Annotated in this window: 10 protein-coding genes; 9 read left to right on the top strand and 1 reads right to left on the bottom strand. The window is 59.2% G+C overall.

Annotated features, from left to right (window positions below; all coding sequences use genetic code 11):
* Window positions 1-3: 3 nt before the first annotated feature.
* The 5 genes from lpxB to ACF8MC_RS12810 all read left to right on the top strand — a co-directional run bounded on the left by lpxB (window position 4) and on the right by ACF8MC_RS12810 (window position 8,535).
* Entirely contained in the window at window positions 4-1,152 is a 1,149-nt protein-coding gene (lpxB, locus tag ACF8MC_RS12830; protein WP_033635734.1) for a lipid-A-disaccharide synthase, read from the top strand.
* Window positions 1,149-1,742 (top strand): ribonuclease HII, encoded by a 594-nt coding sequence (gene rnhB, locus ACF8MC_RS12825; RefSeq protein ID WP_060438376.1) that lies wholly within the window; start codon window positions 1,149-1,151, stop codon window positions 1,740-1,742. The genes lpxB and rnhB overlap by 4 nt, the downstream gene beginning before the upstream one ends.
* Before the next feature lie 82 nt (window positions 1,743-1,824).
* On the top strand, window positions 1,825-5,313 hold the full coding sequence (dnaE, locus tag ACF8MC_RS12820; protein ID WP_060388404.1) for a DNA polymerase III subunit alpha: 3,489 nt from the start codon (window positions 1,825-1,827) through the stop codon (window positions 5,311-5,313).
* A gap of 12 nt (window positions 5,314-5,325) precedes the next feature.
* On the top strand, window positions 5,326-6,285 hold the full coding sequence (accA, locus tag ACF8MC_RS12815) for an acetyl-CoA carboxylase carboxyl transferase subunit alpha (RefSeq protein WP_004931972.1): 960 nt from the start codon (window positions 5,326-5,328) through the stop codon (window positions 6,283-6,285).
* A gap of 111 nt (window positions 6,286-6,396) precedes the next feature.
* Window positions 6,397-8,535: a lysine decarboxylase LdcC gene (locus ACF8MC_RS12810; RefSeq protein WP_164105739.1), complete on the top strand. Its 2,139-nt coding sequence runs from the start codon at window positions 6,397-6,399 to the stop codon at window positions 8,533-8,535.
* Between the two features lie 27 nt (window positions 8,536-8,562).
* On the opposite strand, the gene ACF8MC_RS12805 is transcribed toward ACF8MC_RS12810, so the two are convergent.
* Window positions 8,563-9,015, bottom strand: coding sequence for an SgcJ/EcaC family oxidoreductase (locus ACF8MC_RS12805; RefSeq protein WP_197803296.1), 453 nt, complete (start codon window positions 9,013-9,015; stop codon window positions 8,563-8,565).
* 227 nt (window positions 9,016-9,242) lie between these two features.
* On the opposite strand from ACF8MC_RS12805, the gene ACF8MC_RS12800 reads away from it, so the two are divergent.
* The 4 genes from ACF8MC_RS12800 (at window position 9,243) to cadA (ending at window position 15,221) form a co-directional block, all read left to right on the top strand.
* Window positions 9,243-9,632: a VOC family protein gene (locus ACF8MC_RS12800; RefSeq protein ID WP_164105737.1), complete on the top strand. Its 390-nt coding sequence runs from the start codon at window positions 9,243-9,245 to the stop codon at window positions 9,630-9,632.
* An 89-nt stretch (window positions 9,633-9,721) separates the two neighbouring features.
* The gene (gene cadC, locus ACF8MC_RS12795) at window positions 9,722-11,275 is read left to right on the top strand and encodes a lysine decarboxylation/transport transcriptional activator CadC (protein WP_041036473.1); all 1,554 of its coding nucleotides are present in this window, start codon (window positions 9,722-9,724) and stop codon (window positions 11,273-11,275) included.
* Window positions 11,276-11,643: 368 nt separating this feature from the next.
* Window positions 11,644-12,987: a cadaverine/lysine antiporter gene (gene cadB / locus ACF8MC_RS12790; RefSeq protein WP_041036471.1), complete on the top strand. Its 1,344-nt coding sequence runs from the start codon at window positions 11,644-11,646 to the stop codon at window positions 12,985-12,987.
* Window positions 12,988-13,082: 95 nt separating this feature from the next.
* Window positions 13,083-15,221, top strand: coding sequence for a lysine decarboxylase CadA (gene cadA / locus ACF8MC_RS12785; RefSeq protein WP_043139919.1), 2,139 nt, complete (start codon window positions 13,083-13,085; stop codon window positions 15,219-15,221).
* Window positions 15,222-15,239: the final 18 nt, after the last annotated feature.

Below are 15,239 nucleotides of genomic sequence, written 5' to 3'. Positions count from 1 at the left end.
GTTATGTCGAATCGTCCATTGACTATCGGATTGGTCGCCGGAGAAACCTCCGGTGACATTCTCGGCGCCGGTTTGATCCGCGCGCTCAAGGCGCAGATACCCGACGCGCGTTTTGTTGGCGTCGCCGGCCCGCTGATGCAGGCCGAAGGCTGTGAAGCCTGGTACGAAATGGAAGAGCTGGCGGTCATGGGCGTGGTGGAAGTGCTCGAGCGTTTGCCACGCCTGTTGAAGATCCGCAAGGATCTTACCCGCCGCTTCGGCGAGCTGCGGCCGGACGTGTTTGTCGGCATCGACGCGCCGGACTTCAACATCACGCTGGAAGGCCGCCTCAAGCAGCGCGGTATCCGTACCATTCACTACGTCAGCCCTTCCGTGTGGGCCTGGCGGCAAAAGCGCGTTTTCAAAATTGGCAAAGCCACCGATCTGGTGCTGGCCTTTCTCCCTTTCGAAAAAGCGTTTTACGATCGTTTCAACGTGCCCTGCCGGTTTATCGGCCACACCATGGCGGACGCCATGCCGTTGCAGCCCGATCGGCTGGCGGCGCGCGCTCAGCTTGGCATCGATCCGCAGGCGCGCTGTCTGGCGTTGCTGCCGGGCAGCCGCGGCGCCGAAGTCGAGATGCTGAGCGCCGACTTCCTCAAGACCGCGCAGCTGCTGCGCACCCGTTATCCCGAGCTGGAAGTGGTGGTGCCGCTGGTCAACGCCAAACGGCGCGAGCAGTTTGAGCGCATCAAGGCGGAAGTGGCGCCGGATCTGACCGTACACCTGCTGAACGGCCAGGGGCGCGAGGCGATGATCGCCAGCGACGCGGCGCTGCTGGCATCCGGCACGGCGGCGCTGGAGTGCATGCTGGCCAAGTGCCCGATGGTGGTGGGCTATCGCATGAAGCCGTTCACTTTCTGGCTGGCGCAGAAGCTGGTGAAAACGCCTTACGTTTCGCTGCCGAATCTGCTGGCGGGGCGCGAGATCGTTACCGAGCTGCTGCAGCATGACTGCGTGCCGGACAAACTGGCCGCCGCCGTGATGCCGCTGCTGGAAGAGAGCCCGCAAACCGAAGCGCTGAAACAGACTTTCCTTACCTTGCACCAAAGCATCCGTTGCGGTGCGGACGAACAGGCCGCTCAGGCTGTGTTGGAGCTGGCGAAAGCATGATTGAACCCTTTATCTATCCCGCTGCCACGCTGATTGCCGGCATGGACGAAGTGGGCCGCGGGCCGTTGGTCGGCGCGGTGGTCACCGCCGCCGTGATCCTCGATCCGGCGCAGCCGATCGTCGGGCTGGCGGATTCCAAGAAACTCAGTGAAAAACGCCGCCTGGCGCTGTATGACGAAATTGTCGCCAAGGCGCTCTCCTGGAGCCTGGGGCGCGCCGAGCCGGCGGAAATCGACCAACTGAACATATTGCACGCCACCATGCTGGCGATGCAGCGGGCGGTGGCCGGGTTGCATATCGCGCCGGACATGGTTTTAATCGACGGTAACCGTTGCCCGAACCTGCCGATGCGTTCGCAGGCGGTGGTGAAGGGCGACAGCCGCGTGGCGGAGATCAGCGCGGCGTCCATTCTGGCGAAGGTCACGCGCGATCGTGAAATGGCCGCGCTGGACAGCGAGTTCCCGGACTACGGTTTCGCGCAGCATAAGGGTTACCCGACCGCCTTCCACCTGGAGCGGCTGGCCGCGCTGGGCGCCACCGAGCATCACCGCCGCAGCTTCGCGCCGGTGAAAAGGGCGCTGGCGCTGTAGCCTGCGGGCCTGGTTGACCAGGCCCGACGATAGCATTAACCCGGGTTCAGCCTGCTGAGCCCCTTCAATCAGGTATCTGGAGATGGCCGAACCTCGTTTTATTCACCTGCGCGTCCACAGTGACTATTCCATGATTGATGGATTGGCCAAGACGGCGCCGCTGGTGAAAAGAGCCGCCGCGTTAGCCATGCCTGCTCTGGCAATCACCGATTTCACCAACCTGTGCGGATTGGTGAAGTTCTACGGCAGCGCGCACGGCGCCGGGATCAAACCGATCATCGGCGCGGATTTCCATGTGCAAAGCGAAGAGCTGGGCGACGAGCTGGCTCAGCTGACGGTGCTGGCCAGCAACAACGAAGGCTACCAGAACCTGACGCTGCTGATTTCCCGCGCCTATCAGCGCGGCTACGGCGCCGCCGGCCCGATCATCGATCGCGACTGGCTGATTGAACATCGCGAAGGGCTGATTCTGCTCTCCGGCGCGCGTCAGGGCGACGTCGGCAAGTTTCTGCTGCGCGGCAACCAGGCGCAGGTGGATCAGTGTCTGGACTTCTACCAGCAGTACTTCCCGGACTGTTACTATCTGGAACTGATCCGCACCGGCCGCCCGGACGAAGAGAACTACCTGCATGCGGCGGTGGCGCTGGCCACCGAGCGCGGTTTGCCGGTGGTGGCCACCAACGACGTGCGCTTCCTGGTGGAAGATGACTTCGACGCCCATGAAATTCGCGTCGCCATCCACGACGGCTTTACGCTGGACGATCCCAAGCGGCCGCGCAACTACAGCCCGCAGCAATACATGCGCAGCGAAGACGAGATGTGCGAGCTATTCGCCGACATCCCCGAAGCGCTGCTGAACAGCGTCGAAATCGCCAAGCGCTGCAACGTCACCATTCGCCTCGGCGAATACTTCCTGCCGCAGTTCCCGACCGGCGACATGAGCACCGAGGACTTCCTGGTACTCAAATCGAAAGAGGGGCTGGAAGAGCGTCTCGAGTTCCTGTTCCCCGATCCTGAAGTGCGCGCGCAGCGCCGCCCGGAATACGACGAGCGTCTGGACGTCGAGCTGAAGGTGATCAACCAGATGGGGTTCCCCGGCTACTTCCTGATCGTGATGGAGTTTATCCAGTGGTCGAAGGACAACAACGTGCCGGTGGGCCCGGGGCGCGGTTCCGGCGCCGGTTCGCTGGTGGCCTATGCGTTGAAAATCACCGACCTCGATCCGCTGGAGTTCGACCTGCTGTTCGAACGTTTCCTGAACCCGGAACGTGTCTCGATGCCCGACTTCGACGTCGACTTCTGCATGGAGAAGCGCGACCAGGTAATTGAGCACGTGGCGGAGATGTACGGCCGCGAAGCGGTATCGCAGATCATCACCTTCGGCACCATGGCGGCGAAAGCGGTTATCCGCGACGTGGGCCGCGTGCTGGGGCACCCGTACGGCTTCGTCGATCGCATCTCCAAGCTGGTGCCGCCGGATCCGGGCATGACGCTGGAAAAAGCCTTCGCTGCCGAACCGCAGCTGCCGGAAATTTACGAGGCAGACGAAGAGGTCAAGGCGCTGATCGACATGGCGCGCAAGCTGGAAGGGGTGACGCGTAACGCCGGTAAACACGCCGGGGGCGTGGTGATAGCGCCGACCAAAATCACCGACTTCGCGCCGCTGTACTGCGACGCCGAAGGGCAGCACCCGGTGACCCAGTTCGATAAGAACGACGTGGAATACGCCGGGCTGGTGAAGTTCGACTTCCTCGGTCTGCGCACCCTGACCATCATCGACTGGGCGCTGGAGATGATCAACGCCCGGCGCGCCAAGACCGGGCTGGAGCCGATCGACATCGCCGCCATTCCGCTCGACGACAAGAAAAGCTTCGACATGCTGCAGCGCTCGGAAACCACGGCGGTGTTCCAGCTTGAATCGCGCGGCATGAAAGACCTGATCAAACGTCTGAAGCCCGACTGCTTCGAAGACATGATCGCACTGGTGGCGCTGTTCCGTCCGGGGCCGCTGCAGTCGGGGATGGTGGATAACTTCATCGACCGCAAGCACGGCCGCGAAGAGATCTCCTACCCGGACATCCAGTGGCAGCACGAGTCGCTCAAGCCGGTGCTGGAACCCACCTATGGCATCATTCTGTATCAGGAACAGGTGATGCAGATTGCCCAGGTGCTGGCGGGCTATACGCTGGGCGGCGCGGACATGCTGCGCCGTGCGATGGGTAAAAAGAACCCGGTCGAAATGGCCAAGCAGCGCGGCGGCTTTGAAGATGGCGCCAAAGCGCGCGGCATCGATGGCGAACTGTCGGTGAAAATCTTCGACCTGGTGGAGAAATTCGCCGGATACGGCTTCAACAAATCGCACTCCGCCGCCTATGCGCTGGTGTCGTATCAGACGCTGTGGCTGAAAGCGCACTACCCGGCCGAGTTTATGGCGGCGGTGATGACCGCCGATATGGACAACACCGATAAGGTGGTGGGGCTGGTGGACGAATGCTGGCGCATGGGGCTGAAGATCCTGCCGCCGGACATCAACAGCGGCCTGTATCACTTCCACGTCAACGACGACGGCGAGATCGTTTACGGCATCGGCGCCATCAAGGGCGTGGGGGAAGGGCCGATCGAAGCCATCATCGAGGCGCGCAACAGCGGCGAGCAGGGTTACTTCAAAGACCTGTTCGATCTCTGCGCGCGCTCAGACATCAAGAAACTGAACCGCCGCATTCTGGAAAAACTGATCATGTCCGGCGCGTTCGATCGCCTCGGGCCGCACCGCGCCGCGCTGATGAATTCGCTCGGCGACGCGTTGAAAGCGGCGGATCAGCATGCGAAAGCCGAAGCGATCGGCCAGGTGGATATGTTTGGCGTGCTGGCGGAAGCGCCGGAGCAGGTGGAGCAATCCTACGCCAATATCGCGCCCTGGCCGGAGCAGGTGGTGCTGGACGGGGAACGGGAGACGCTGGGGCTGTACCTGACCGGCCACCCGATCACCCAGTACCTGAAGGAGATCGAACGTTACGCCGGTGGCCAGCGTTTGAAAGACATGCACCCGACGGATCGGGGCAAAATGACCACCGCCGTCGGGCTGGTGGTCGCCGCGCGGGTGATGGTGACCAAGCGCGGCAACCGCATCGGCATCTGTACATTGGATGACCGTTCGGGCCGCCTGGAAGTGATGTTATTCACCGAAGCGTTAGAAAAATACCAGCATTTGTTGGAAAAAGACCGTATCCTTATCGCCAGTGGACAGGTCAGCTTTGATGACTTTAGCGGCGGGCTTAAAATGATGGCCCGCGAGGTAATGGACATCAGTGAAGCCCGGGAAAAATACGCTCGCGGGCTTGCTATCTCGCTGACTGACAGGCAAATTGATGACCAGCTTTTGAACCGTCTCCGTCAGTCGTTGGAACCCCATCGCTCGGGGACGATTCCAGTGCATCTCTACTATCAACGGGAAGATGCACGAGCCAAGCTGCGTTTTGGCGCAACCTGGCGCGTGACGCCCACCGACCGCTTGTTGATCGACTTGCGGACGTTGGTAGGCAATGAGCAGGTGGACTTGGAATTTGACTAAAATAGGAATGCTATGAGTCTGAATTTTCTTGATTTTGAACAGCCGATTGCAGAGCTGGAAGCGAAAATTGACTCGCTGACTGCAGTCAGCCGTCAAGACGAAAAATTAGATATTAATCTGGACGAAGAGGTTCAGCGCCTGCGTGAAAAGAGCGTTGAGCTGACGCGCAAGATTTTTGCCGATCTTGGGGCCTGGCAGATTGCCCAATTGGCACGCCACCCGCGCCGTCCTTATACCCTGGATTATATCAAACACATCTTTACCGACTTCGAAGAGTTGGCGGGCGATCGCGCTTACGCCGACGACAAAGCGATCGTCGGCGGTATTGCGCGCCTGGATGGCCGCCCGGTGATGATCATCGGGCACCAGAAAGGCCGTGAAACCAAAGAGAAGATCCGCCGCAACTTCGGCATGCCGGCGCCGGAAGGCTACCGCAAGGCGCTGCGCCTGATGGAAATGGCCGCGCGCTTCAAGATGCCGATCATCACCTTTATCGATACCCCGGGCGCTTATCCGGGCGTGGGCGCGGAAGAGCGCGGCCAGTCCGAAGCCATCGCGCGCAACCTGCGTGAGATGTCGCGCCTGAACGTGCCGGTCATCTGCACCGTCATCGGCGAAGGCGGCTCCGGCGGCGCGCTGGCGATCGGCGTGGGCGATAAGGTGAACATGCTGCAGTACAGCACCTACTCGGTGATTTCGCCGGAAGGCTGTGCCTCCATTCTGTGGAAGAGCGCCGATAAGGCGCCGCTGGCCGCAGAAGCGATGGGCATCACCGCGCCGCGTCTGAAAGAGCTGAAGCTGATCGACTCGGTGATCCCGGAGCCGCTGGGTTCCGCGCACCGCGACGTGCCGGCAATGGCCGCCGCGCTGAAAGCGCAGCTGCTGGCCGATCTGAAAGATCTGGACGGCCTGAACGACGAAGAGTTGCTCAACCGCCGCTACCAGCGTCTGATGAACTACGGCTACTGCTGAGTTCTGTGCTTCGCTGCAAGAAACCGCCTCCGGGCGGTTTTTTTTTGGCTACACACCGCCGGATTTTCGTGGTGTTATAGAGACTTGGCCGTTAACTGACAGGAGCTGCCGATGAATATCATCGCCATCATGAGCCCGACGGGCGTCTACTACAAAGATGAGCCGATCCGCGAGCTCCACGCGGCGCTGGCCGCCATGGGATTCCAGCTGGTGTACCCCAAAAACAGCGGTGATCTGCTGAAGCTGATCGAAGCCAATGCCCGCATTTGCGGGGTGATCTTCGACTGGGACGACTACAGCCTGGAGCTGTGCAGCGAAATCAACGAGCTGAATGAATACCTGCCGCTGTACGCCTTTATCAATACCCATTCCACCTTCGACGTCAGCCTGCATGAAATGCGCATGGTGCTCTATTTCTTCGAGTATGGCCTGAATGCGGCGGACGATATCGCGCAGCGCATCCAGCAGTACACCGCGGAATACATCGATACCATTACGCCGCCGCTGACCAAGGCGCTGTTCAACTATGTGCGCGAAGGGAAGTACACCTTCTGCACGCCGGGCCACATGGCCGGCACCGCGTTTCAAAAAAGCCCGGTGGGCTGCCTGTTCTATGACTTTTTCGGCGCCAATACCCTGAAGGCCGACATCTCGATTTCGGTTACCGAGCTCGGTTCGCTGCTGGATCACACCGGGCCGCACCTGGAGGCCGAAGAGTATATCGCGCGCACCTTCAACGCCGAGCAGAGCTATCTGGTCACCAACGGCACCTCCACCGCCAACAAGATCGTCGGCATGTATTCGGCGCCGGCCGGCAGCACGGTGCTGATTGACCGCAACTGCCACAAATCGCTGTGCCACCTGCTGATGATGAGCGATATCGTGCCGATCTATCTGCGCCCGCTGCGCAACGCCTACGGCATCCTCGGCGGCATTCCGCAGCGCGAGTTCACCCGCGAAAGCATCGCCGCCCGGGTGCAGGAGACCGAGAACGCCACCTGGCCGGTGCATGCGGTGATCACCAATTCCACCTATGACGGCCTGCTGTACAACACCGACTACATCAAGCAGACGCTGGAGGTGCCATCGATCCACTTTGACTCCGCCTGGGTGCCTTACACCAACTTCCATCCGATTTACGACGGCAAGAGCGGCATGAGCGGCGAGCGGGTGCCCGGTAAGGTTTTCTACGAAACCCAGTCTACGCACAAGCTGCTGGCGGCCTTCTCGCAGGCCTCGATGATTCATATCAAGGGCGACTACGACGAGAGCACCTTCAACGAAGCCTACATGATGCACACCACCACCTCGCCGCACTACGGCATCGTGGCGTCGATGGAGACCGCGGCCGCCATGCTGCGCGGCAACCCGGGGCGCCGCTTGATCAACCGCTCGGTGGAGCGCGCGCTGCATTTTCGCCGTGAAGTGCAGCGGCTGCGCGAGGAGAGCGATAGTTGGTTCTTCGACATTTGGCAACCGGAAGAGATCGATGAAGCGCAATGCTGGCCACTGGATCCGGACGACAACTGGCACGGTTTCGGCCAGACCGATCGCGATCACATGTACCTCGATCCGATCAAGGTGACGATCCTGACGCCGGGCATGAACGAGCTGGGTGCGCTCGAGGAGGAGGGGATCCCGGCGGCGCTGGTGGCGAAGTACCTCGACGAGCGCGGCATCGTGGTGGAGAAGACCGGGCCGTACAACCTGCTGTTCCTGTTCAGCATCGGCATCGACAAAACCAAGGCGATGAGCCTGCTGCGCGGCCTGACCGACTTCAAGCGCGCCTACGATCTCAACCTGCGGGTGAAGAACATGCTGCCGGATCTGTACGCCGAGGATCCGGATTTCTATCGCAACATGCGCATTCAGGATCTGGCCGCCGGCATTCATCGCCTGATCTGCCAGCACGATCTGCCGCGCCTGATGCAGCGGGCGTTCGACGTGCTGCCGGAAATGAAGCTGACGCCGCACCAGATGTTCCAGGAGCAGGTGCGGGGCAACGTGGAAACCTGTGAGCTGGATCAGCTGGTGGGCAAGGTGGCGGCCAATATGATCCTGCCGTATCCGCCGGGCGTGCCGCTGGTGATGCCGGGGGAAATGATTACCGAAGAGAGCCGGGCGGTGCTCGATTTTCTGCTGATGTTGTGCTCGATCGGCGAGCGCTATCCCGGTTTTGAAACCGACATCCACGGCGCCAGGCTGACGGAGGACGGGCGCTATCTGGTGAAGGTGTTGAAGCCTTCCTGATATCGGGCGTAGCGCGGTTTCTGGCGGTCAGCTTTCCGGCATGACGGAGGAGTGATGAGTGGAGATTTTCCACTCGTCACCGTCCCAGGCATAGGTAAAGGTATAACGCGCCGATACCGTCGATTTGTCTGCGAACGTAAAGGCATAGATACCGGTATCTATCGCGGTGTTGCAGCCAAGGCGTATGGTGCGGCTTTTAATGTTGCCCACCGGTCTTTTCGCCAGAAAATGTCTGAAGTAATCCACCCGTTCGGCATTCGTCAGCCGCATCTTGTTGGAAAGCGTGGGGAGCAACACCGCATCGTCTAGATAAGTATTTGCGACTTTTCGCGCTTCTCCACTCTGTAAAGCGGTATTCCACTGCTCGAACAACCCCTCGATTTGGAGCCGGTCTGTTTTTACGCAAACGGGCGCCGTCGTTGCCCAAACCGAAGTGGAAATACACATTAACGAACCGATGACGCCGGGGCGCATTTTCATACCTGTTCCTTTATTCAGGTGAGTTTTGTTGCCGTCATGGCGTGAATAGGCGGCAAATAAATTCAATACTAATATAATTTCGCATTGTAATTATCAAAAATAATTTGAATGTTACGGCGGGATTGTATGAGAGCGCAAATGGGGGAGAACAGCAGAAAAGATTGACCGTTGACGGCATCACCGCCGCCGGATACCTTGCCTCATCAGACCGAACAGGAGAGGCCGCCATGCTGGCGTTACGTCAGGTACACCATATCGCGATCATTGGCGCGGATTACGCCGCCAGCAAGCGTTTTTACTGCGACATTCTCGGATTCACCCTGCTGAGCGAGGTCTACCGCGAGGAGCGCGACTCCTGGAAAGCGGATCTGGCGCTCAACGGGCAATACGCCATCGAGCTGTTTTCTTTCCCTTCGCCGCCGGCTCGCGTCAGCCGCCCGGAGGCCTGCGGCCTGCGCCATTTGGCGTTCAGCGTTGACGACATCGAACAGGCCATCGCCCATCTGCAGGCGGCCGGCGTCGCCTGCGAACCGGTACGCGTCGATCCTTACACCCAATCCCGCTTTACCTTTTTCAGCGATCCCGATGGTTTACCGTTAGAATTATACGAGAGTTAACGGCTTAATCGCCTCCCGGCGGCCACAGCCGGGGGCGGTTATGCTATGATCGCGCCCTTGCCCTACATGCCTACAGAGTTATTTCCGCCATGCAAGAGCCTGCTTTTCGCGTCGGGGAGTGGCTGGTTACCCCTGCCGACAACACCATCAGCCGCGACGGACGCCTAAAAACGCTGGAACCGCGCCTGATAGACATGCTGTGCTATTTCGCCCGCCATCCCGACGTGGTGCTGAGCCGCGACGAGCTGATCGACAACGTCTGGAAGCGCAATATCGTCACCAACCACGTGGTGACCCAATGTATTTCGGAGCTGCGCAAATACCTGAAAGACGGCGACAGCGACAGCCCGGAATACATTATCACCGTGCCCAAGCGCGGGTATAAGCTGGCGACGTCGGTGATCTGGTGTGAAGAGGGGGAGACGCAACCCGCTCCCGCACCGGCGCCGCAGATTGCGGTGATCATGCATGAACCGGAAGACGGCAGCGAGGAAGACGAGACGCCGTATGTGCCGCCGCGCCGGGCAAGCGCGCCGGTTGCCGCGCCCGGCGAAAAGAAGCCGCGCTTTTATCGCCGCTCGACCTTCTGGGTGTGGCTGGCGTTTCTGGCGGCGCTCAGCGTCTGCGTGGCGTTTGTCGGCATCGCCACGCTGTCGCAGCGCGTGCCGGTATCGACCATGCCGGTGCTGCTCAACCCGCGCGATATCGATATTCGCATCCAGGGCGGCGAGAGCTGCAGCAACTGGATGCCGCAGCTCTCCTATGTGGTGGGCGTCAGCGAGCTGATCACCGATTCGCTGAACACCTACTCGACCTTCCTGGTGCACGACCAGACCAACTACAACTATTCCGGCCCCAGCAACTCGGGCAAGTCGCTGTATATCGAGTTCGTCAATCAGCGCCACTACCGCGCCCAGCAGTGTTTCCTGTCCGTGCGGTTGGTGGATAACGCCGACAGCTCAGTCATGCTGGACAAGCGTTACTTCATTACCGCCGATAACCAGCTGAAGATCCAGACCGACTTCCTCTCCAGCCTGTCCGCAGCGCTGAAGCAGCCCTGGCCGCCACAGCTGGAGCAGCGTCTGGCGCAGCTGCTGCCCGACAACGGGCCGCTGCTGCAGCGTTTCTACCAGGCGCATCAGTTGCTGATCCACGGCGACGCCGATTCGTTGACCCGCGCCAGCGCCCAGCTGAGCGAGTTGATTAAAAGCGCGCCGAACTTCCACTACCTGCTGGCGGAAAAAGCGCTGGTGGACCTGCTGCGCAATTCTTATCAACCGTTCGACAGCCAGGCCTTGGCGCAACTGCGCGCCGATATCAGCCATCTGGCGACCATCCCGGAATTGAAAAACACGCCAATCATGCAGCAAGTTCTGGCGGTAGATGCATTGACGCAGGGGCGCATTGACGAGGCGCACCGGGCGATCGATCTGGGGATTGAATTGCAAATGTCGTGGCTGAATTATGTGCTGCTGGGGAAAGTGTATGAAATGCAGGGGCAGAACCATTTGGCGGCGGATTCTTATATTACCGCATTCAATCTTCGCCCCGGCGAAGACACATTGCATTGGATCACCAATGGCGTATTCCAGACGTCATTGACCAACGTGGTGCCTTATTTAAATAACTATCAGCGCCAATAATTAACCGCTATCACGCTGCCATTATTCTCCGGGATCATGGCGGCGTTATTTATTGGTAAAGCCATGTTGCATGAATGTATTATTTTTCTGCGCAATATTGCTCTTTTTTTGCCGTTTGTTATGCGTGATTAACCTCGCTATTTTGCTGTTTTTAAATGATGTTTATCTTTTCTTTAGCTTACCTTTTTATCTTGATGTGTTAATGAAAAACCTCAGGTTATCATTTGTATGATCATGAGCGTAATCTCACTTTATCTTTAGGACTTTATTCCCCCCGATGGTTAGCATCCTGACTATCAAGCCGGCTCATTAAAATCTTTCATTTATGGGTGTGGCTTATAAGAAACGTAAATCAGGAGAAACTGACCATGGCTTCACCCAAGAAAATAGGGCTTATTGCCTGCACCGGCGTCGTCGCCGGTAATATGATGGGGAGCGGGATTGCCTTATTGCCCGCCAACCTGGCGAGTCTCGGATCTATCGCCATTTGGGGATGGGTGATCTCGATTATCGGGGCGATGTCGCTGGCCTATGTGTATGCCCGCCTCGCCACCAAAAACCCGCAGCAGGGCGGCCCTATCGCCTACGCGGGTGAAATTTCCCCGGCCTTCGGTTTCCAGACCGGCGTGCTTTATTACCATGCCAACTGGATCGGTAACCTGGCCATCGGCATTACCGCCGTTTCTTATCTCTCCACCTTCTTCCCGGCGCTGAATAACCCGGTACCTGCCGGCATCGCCTGTATCGCCATCGTATGGATCTTCACCTTCGTGAACATGCTGGGCGGAACCTGGGTCAGCCGTTTGACCACCCTGGGCCTGGTGCTGGTGCTGATCCCGGTGATCGTGACTGCCACCCTCGGCTGGCACTGGTTTGACGTCGCCACCTACCAGGCTAACTGGAATACCTCCGGTACCACCGACAGCCATGCGGTGATTAAAAGTATCCTGCTGTGCCTGTGGGCATTTATCGGTGTGGAATCCGCAGCGGTCAGCACCGGCATGGTGAAAAACCCGAAACGCACCGTGCCGCTGGCGACCATGCTCGGCACCGGCCTGGCGGGCATTATCTACATCGCCGCCACTCAGGTGATCAGCGGTATGTTCCCGGCGTCTGAAATGGCCGCCAGCGGCGCGCCGTTCGCCATCAGCGCCTCGGCGATTATGGGCAACTGGGCAGCACCGATGGTTTCCGCCTTCACTGCCTTCGCCTGCCTGACGTCGCTCGGTTCGTGGATGATGCTGGTCGGCCAGGCCGGGGTACGCGCCGCCAACGACGGCAACTTCCCGAAAGTGTACGGCGAGCTGGATAAAAACGGCATTCCGAAGAAAGGCCTGCTGCTGGCCGGCTGCAAAATGACCGCGCTGATGGTGCTGATCACCCTGATGAGCTCCGCCGGCGGCAAAGCGTCCGACCTGTTCGGCGAACTGACCGGCATCGCGGTGCTGCTGACCATGCTGCCTTACTTCTACTCTTGCGTAGACCTGATCCGCTTCGAAGGGGTCAACGTGCGCAACCTGCTGAGCCTGATCGCTTCGGTGTGCGGCTGCGGTTTCTGCTTCATCGCGCTGATGGGCGCCAACTCATTCGAACTGTCCGGCACCTTTATCATCAGCCTGATTATCCTGATGTTCTACGCCCGGAAAATGAATACCCGCCAGGCTGCCAACGCCGCGGCGGTCGATGAAAACACCACGGCCAAAGCGCACTGATTCGCGTCCGCTGACCGACTGAATTTACCCAGCCCCTTTCTTTCCGACCTGTCAGCCGCGACGGGAAGGGGCTTGCTTTGCCAGGAGAAATGCATATGAACGTTATCGCCATCATGAATCACATGGGTGTCTACTTCAAAGAAGAGCCTATCCGTGAACTGCATCAGGCGCTGGAAAGTCTGGATTTCCGCATCGTTTACCCTAACGATCGCGAAGACCTGCTGAAACTGATCGAGAACAACGCCCGCTTGTGCGGGGTGATCTTCGACTGGGACAAATACAACCTGGAGCTGTGCGAAGAGATCAGCCAGCTGAACGAATACATGCCGCTGTACGCGTTCGCCAACACCTATTCGACGCTGGACGTCAGCCTGAACGATCTGCGCATGCAGGTGCGCTTCTTCGAATATGCGCTCGGCGCGGCAACCGACATCGCCGCCAAGATCAAACAGAACACCGACGAGTACATCGACACCATCCTGCCGCCGTTGACCAAGGCGCTGTTCAAATACGTGCGCGAAGGCAAATACACCTTCTGTACGCCGGGCCACATGGGCGGCACCGCATTCCAGAAAAGCCCGGTGGGCAGCCTGTTCTACGATTTCTTCGGCCCGAACACCATGAAGTCGGATATCTCGATTTCGGTGTCCGAACTGGGATCGCTGCTGGATCACTCCGGCCCGCACAAAGAGGCGGAAGAGTACATTTCCCGCGTGTTCAACGCCGAACGCAGCTACATGGTCACCAACGGTACCTCCACCGCCAACAAGATCGTCGGCATGTATTCGGCGCCGGCGGGCAGCACGGTGCTGATTGACCGTAACTGCCACAAGTCACTGACTCACCTGATGATGATGAGCGACATCACGCCGATCTACTTCCGCCCGACCCGCAACGCCTACGGCATCCTCGGCGGCATTCCGCAGAGCGAGTTCCAGCGCGCCACCATCGCCAAACGCGTGAAGGAGACCCCGAACGCCACCTGGCCGGTACACGCGGTGATCACCAACTCCACCTATGACGGCCTGCTGTACAACACCGACTTTATCAAGAACACCCTGGACGTGAAGTCTATCCACTTCGATTCCGCCTGGGTGCCTTACACCAACTTCCACCCGATCTATAAAGGCAAGTGCGGCATGAGCGGCGGCCGCGTGGAGGGCAAGGTGATCTATGAAACCCAGTCCACCCACAAACTGCTGGCGGCCTTCTCGCAGGCTTCGATGATTCACGTGAAGGGCGACATCAACGAAGAAACCTTCAACGAAGCCTACATGATGCACACCACCACCTCGCCGCACTACGGCATCGTGGCGTCGACCGAAACCGCCGCGGCGATGATGAAAGGCAACGCCGGCAAGCGCCTGATCAACGGCTCTATCGAGCGCGCGATCAAGTTCCGCAAAGAGATTAAACGCCTGAAAGTCGAGTCCGACGGCTGGTTCTTCGACGTCTGGCAGCCGGAGCATATCGATGAGCCGGAATGCTGGCCGCTGCGTTCCGACAGCGCCTGGCACGGCTTCAAGAACATCGATAACGAACACATGTATCTCGACCCGATCAAGGTCACCATTCTGACGCCGGGGATGAGCAAGGAAGGCGAGATGCAGCCGTTCGGCATCCCGGCCAGCATCGTGGCGAAATACCTCGACGAACGCGGCATCATCGTCGAGAAAACCGGGCCGTACAACCTGCTGTTCCTGTTCAGCATCGGCATCGACAAAACCAAGGCGCTCAGCCTGCTGCGCGCGATGACCGACTTCAAACGCTCGTTCGATCTGAACCTGCGGGTGAAAAACATGCTGCCTTCGCTGTATCACGAAGCGCCTGATTTCTATGAAAACATGCGCATTCAGGATCTGGCGCAGAACATTCACCGCCTGGTGGAGCAGCACAACCTGCCGGACCTGATGTACCGCGCGTTCGAAGTGCTGCCAACCATGGTGATGAACCCATACCAGGCGTTCCAGAAAGAGCTGCACGGCGAAGTGGAAGAGGTTTATCTGGAAGAGATGGTCGGCAAGGTCAACGCCAATATGATCCTCCCATACCCACCGGGCGTGCCGCTGGTGATGCCGGGCGAAATGCTGACCGAGGAGAGCCGGCCGGTGCTGGAGTTCCTGCAGATGCTGTGCGAAATCGGCGCGCATTATCCGGGCTTTGAAACCGATATTCACGGCGCCTATCGTCAGGCGGACGGACGTTATCGGGTGAAAGTGCTGAAGGCGAAATAACCGCAGCCAATAACAGGG

Source organism: Serratia sp. LACPHL-BACT-2024-00286 (genome assembly GCF_043109535.1).
GTDB classification, from domain to species: domain Bacteria; phylum Pseudomonadota; class Gammaproteobacteria; order Enterobacterales; family Enterobacteriaceae; genus Serratia; species Serratia sarumanii.
This window is presented reverse-complemented; position numbering and strand designations above follow the sequence as displayed.

What these genes read in the sequence shown, in the direction of transcription:
- lpxB (WP_033635734.1), top strand. Translation starts at nt 4, where the DNA reads ATGTCGAATCGTCCATTGACTATCGGATTGGTCGCCGGAGAAACCTCC.
- rnhB (WP_060438376.1), top strand. Translation starts at nt 1,149, where the DNA reads ATGATTGAACCCTTTATCTATCCCGCTGCCACGCTGATTGCCGGCATG.
- dnaE (WP_060388404.1), top strand. Translation starts at nt 1,825, where the DNA reads ATGGCCGAACCTCGTTTTATTCACCTGCGCGTCCACAGTGACTATTCC.
- accA (WP_004931972.1), top strand. Translation starts at nt 5,326, where the DNA reads ATGAGTCTGAATTTTCTTGATTTTGAACAGCCGATTGCAGAGCTGGAA.
- ACF8MC_RS12810 (WP_164105739.1), top strand. Translation starts at nt 6,397, where the DNA reads ATGAATATCATCGCCATCATGAGCCCGACGGGCGTCTACTACAAAGAT.
- ACF8MC_RS12805 (WP_197803296.1), bottom strand. Translation starts at nt 9,015, where the DNA reads ATGAAAATGCGCCCCGGCGTCATCGGTTCGTTAATGTGTATTTCCACT.
- ACF8MC_RS12800 (WP_164105737.1), top strand. Translation starts at nt 9,243, where the DNA reads ATGCTGGCGTTACGTCAGGTACACCATATCGCGATCATTGGCGCGGAT.
- cadC (WP_041036473.1), top strand. Translation starts at nt 9,722, where the DNA reads ATGCAAGAGCCTGCTTTTCGCGTCGGGGAGTGGCTGGTTACCCCTGCC.
- cadB (WP_041036471.1), top strand. Translation starts at nt 11,644, where the DNA reads ATGGCTTCACCCAAGAAAATAGGGCTTATTGCCTGCACCGGCGTCGTC.
- cadA (WP_043139919.1), top strand. Translation starts at nt 13,083, where the DNA reads ATGAACGTTATCGCCATCATGAATCACATGGGTGTCTACTTCAAAGAA.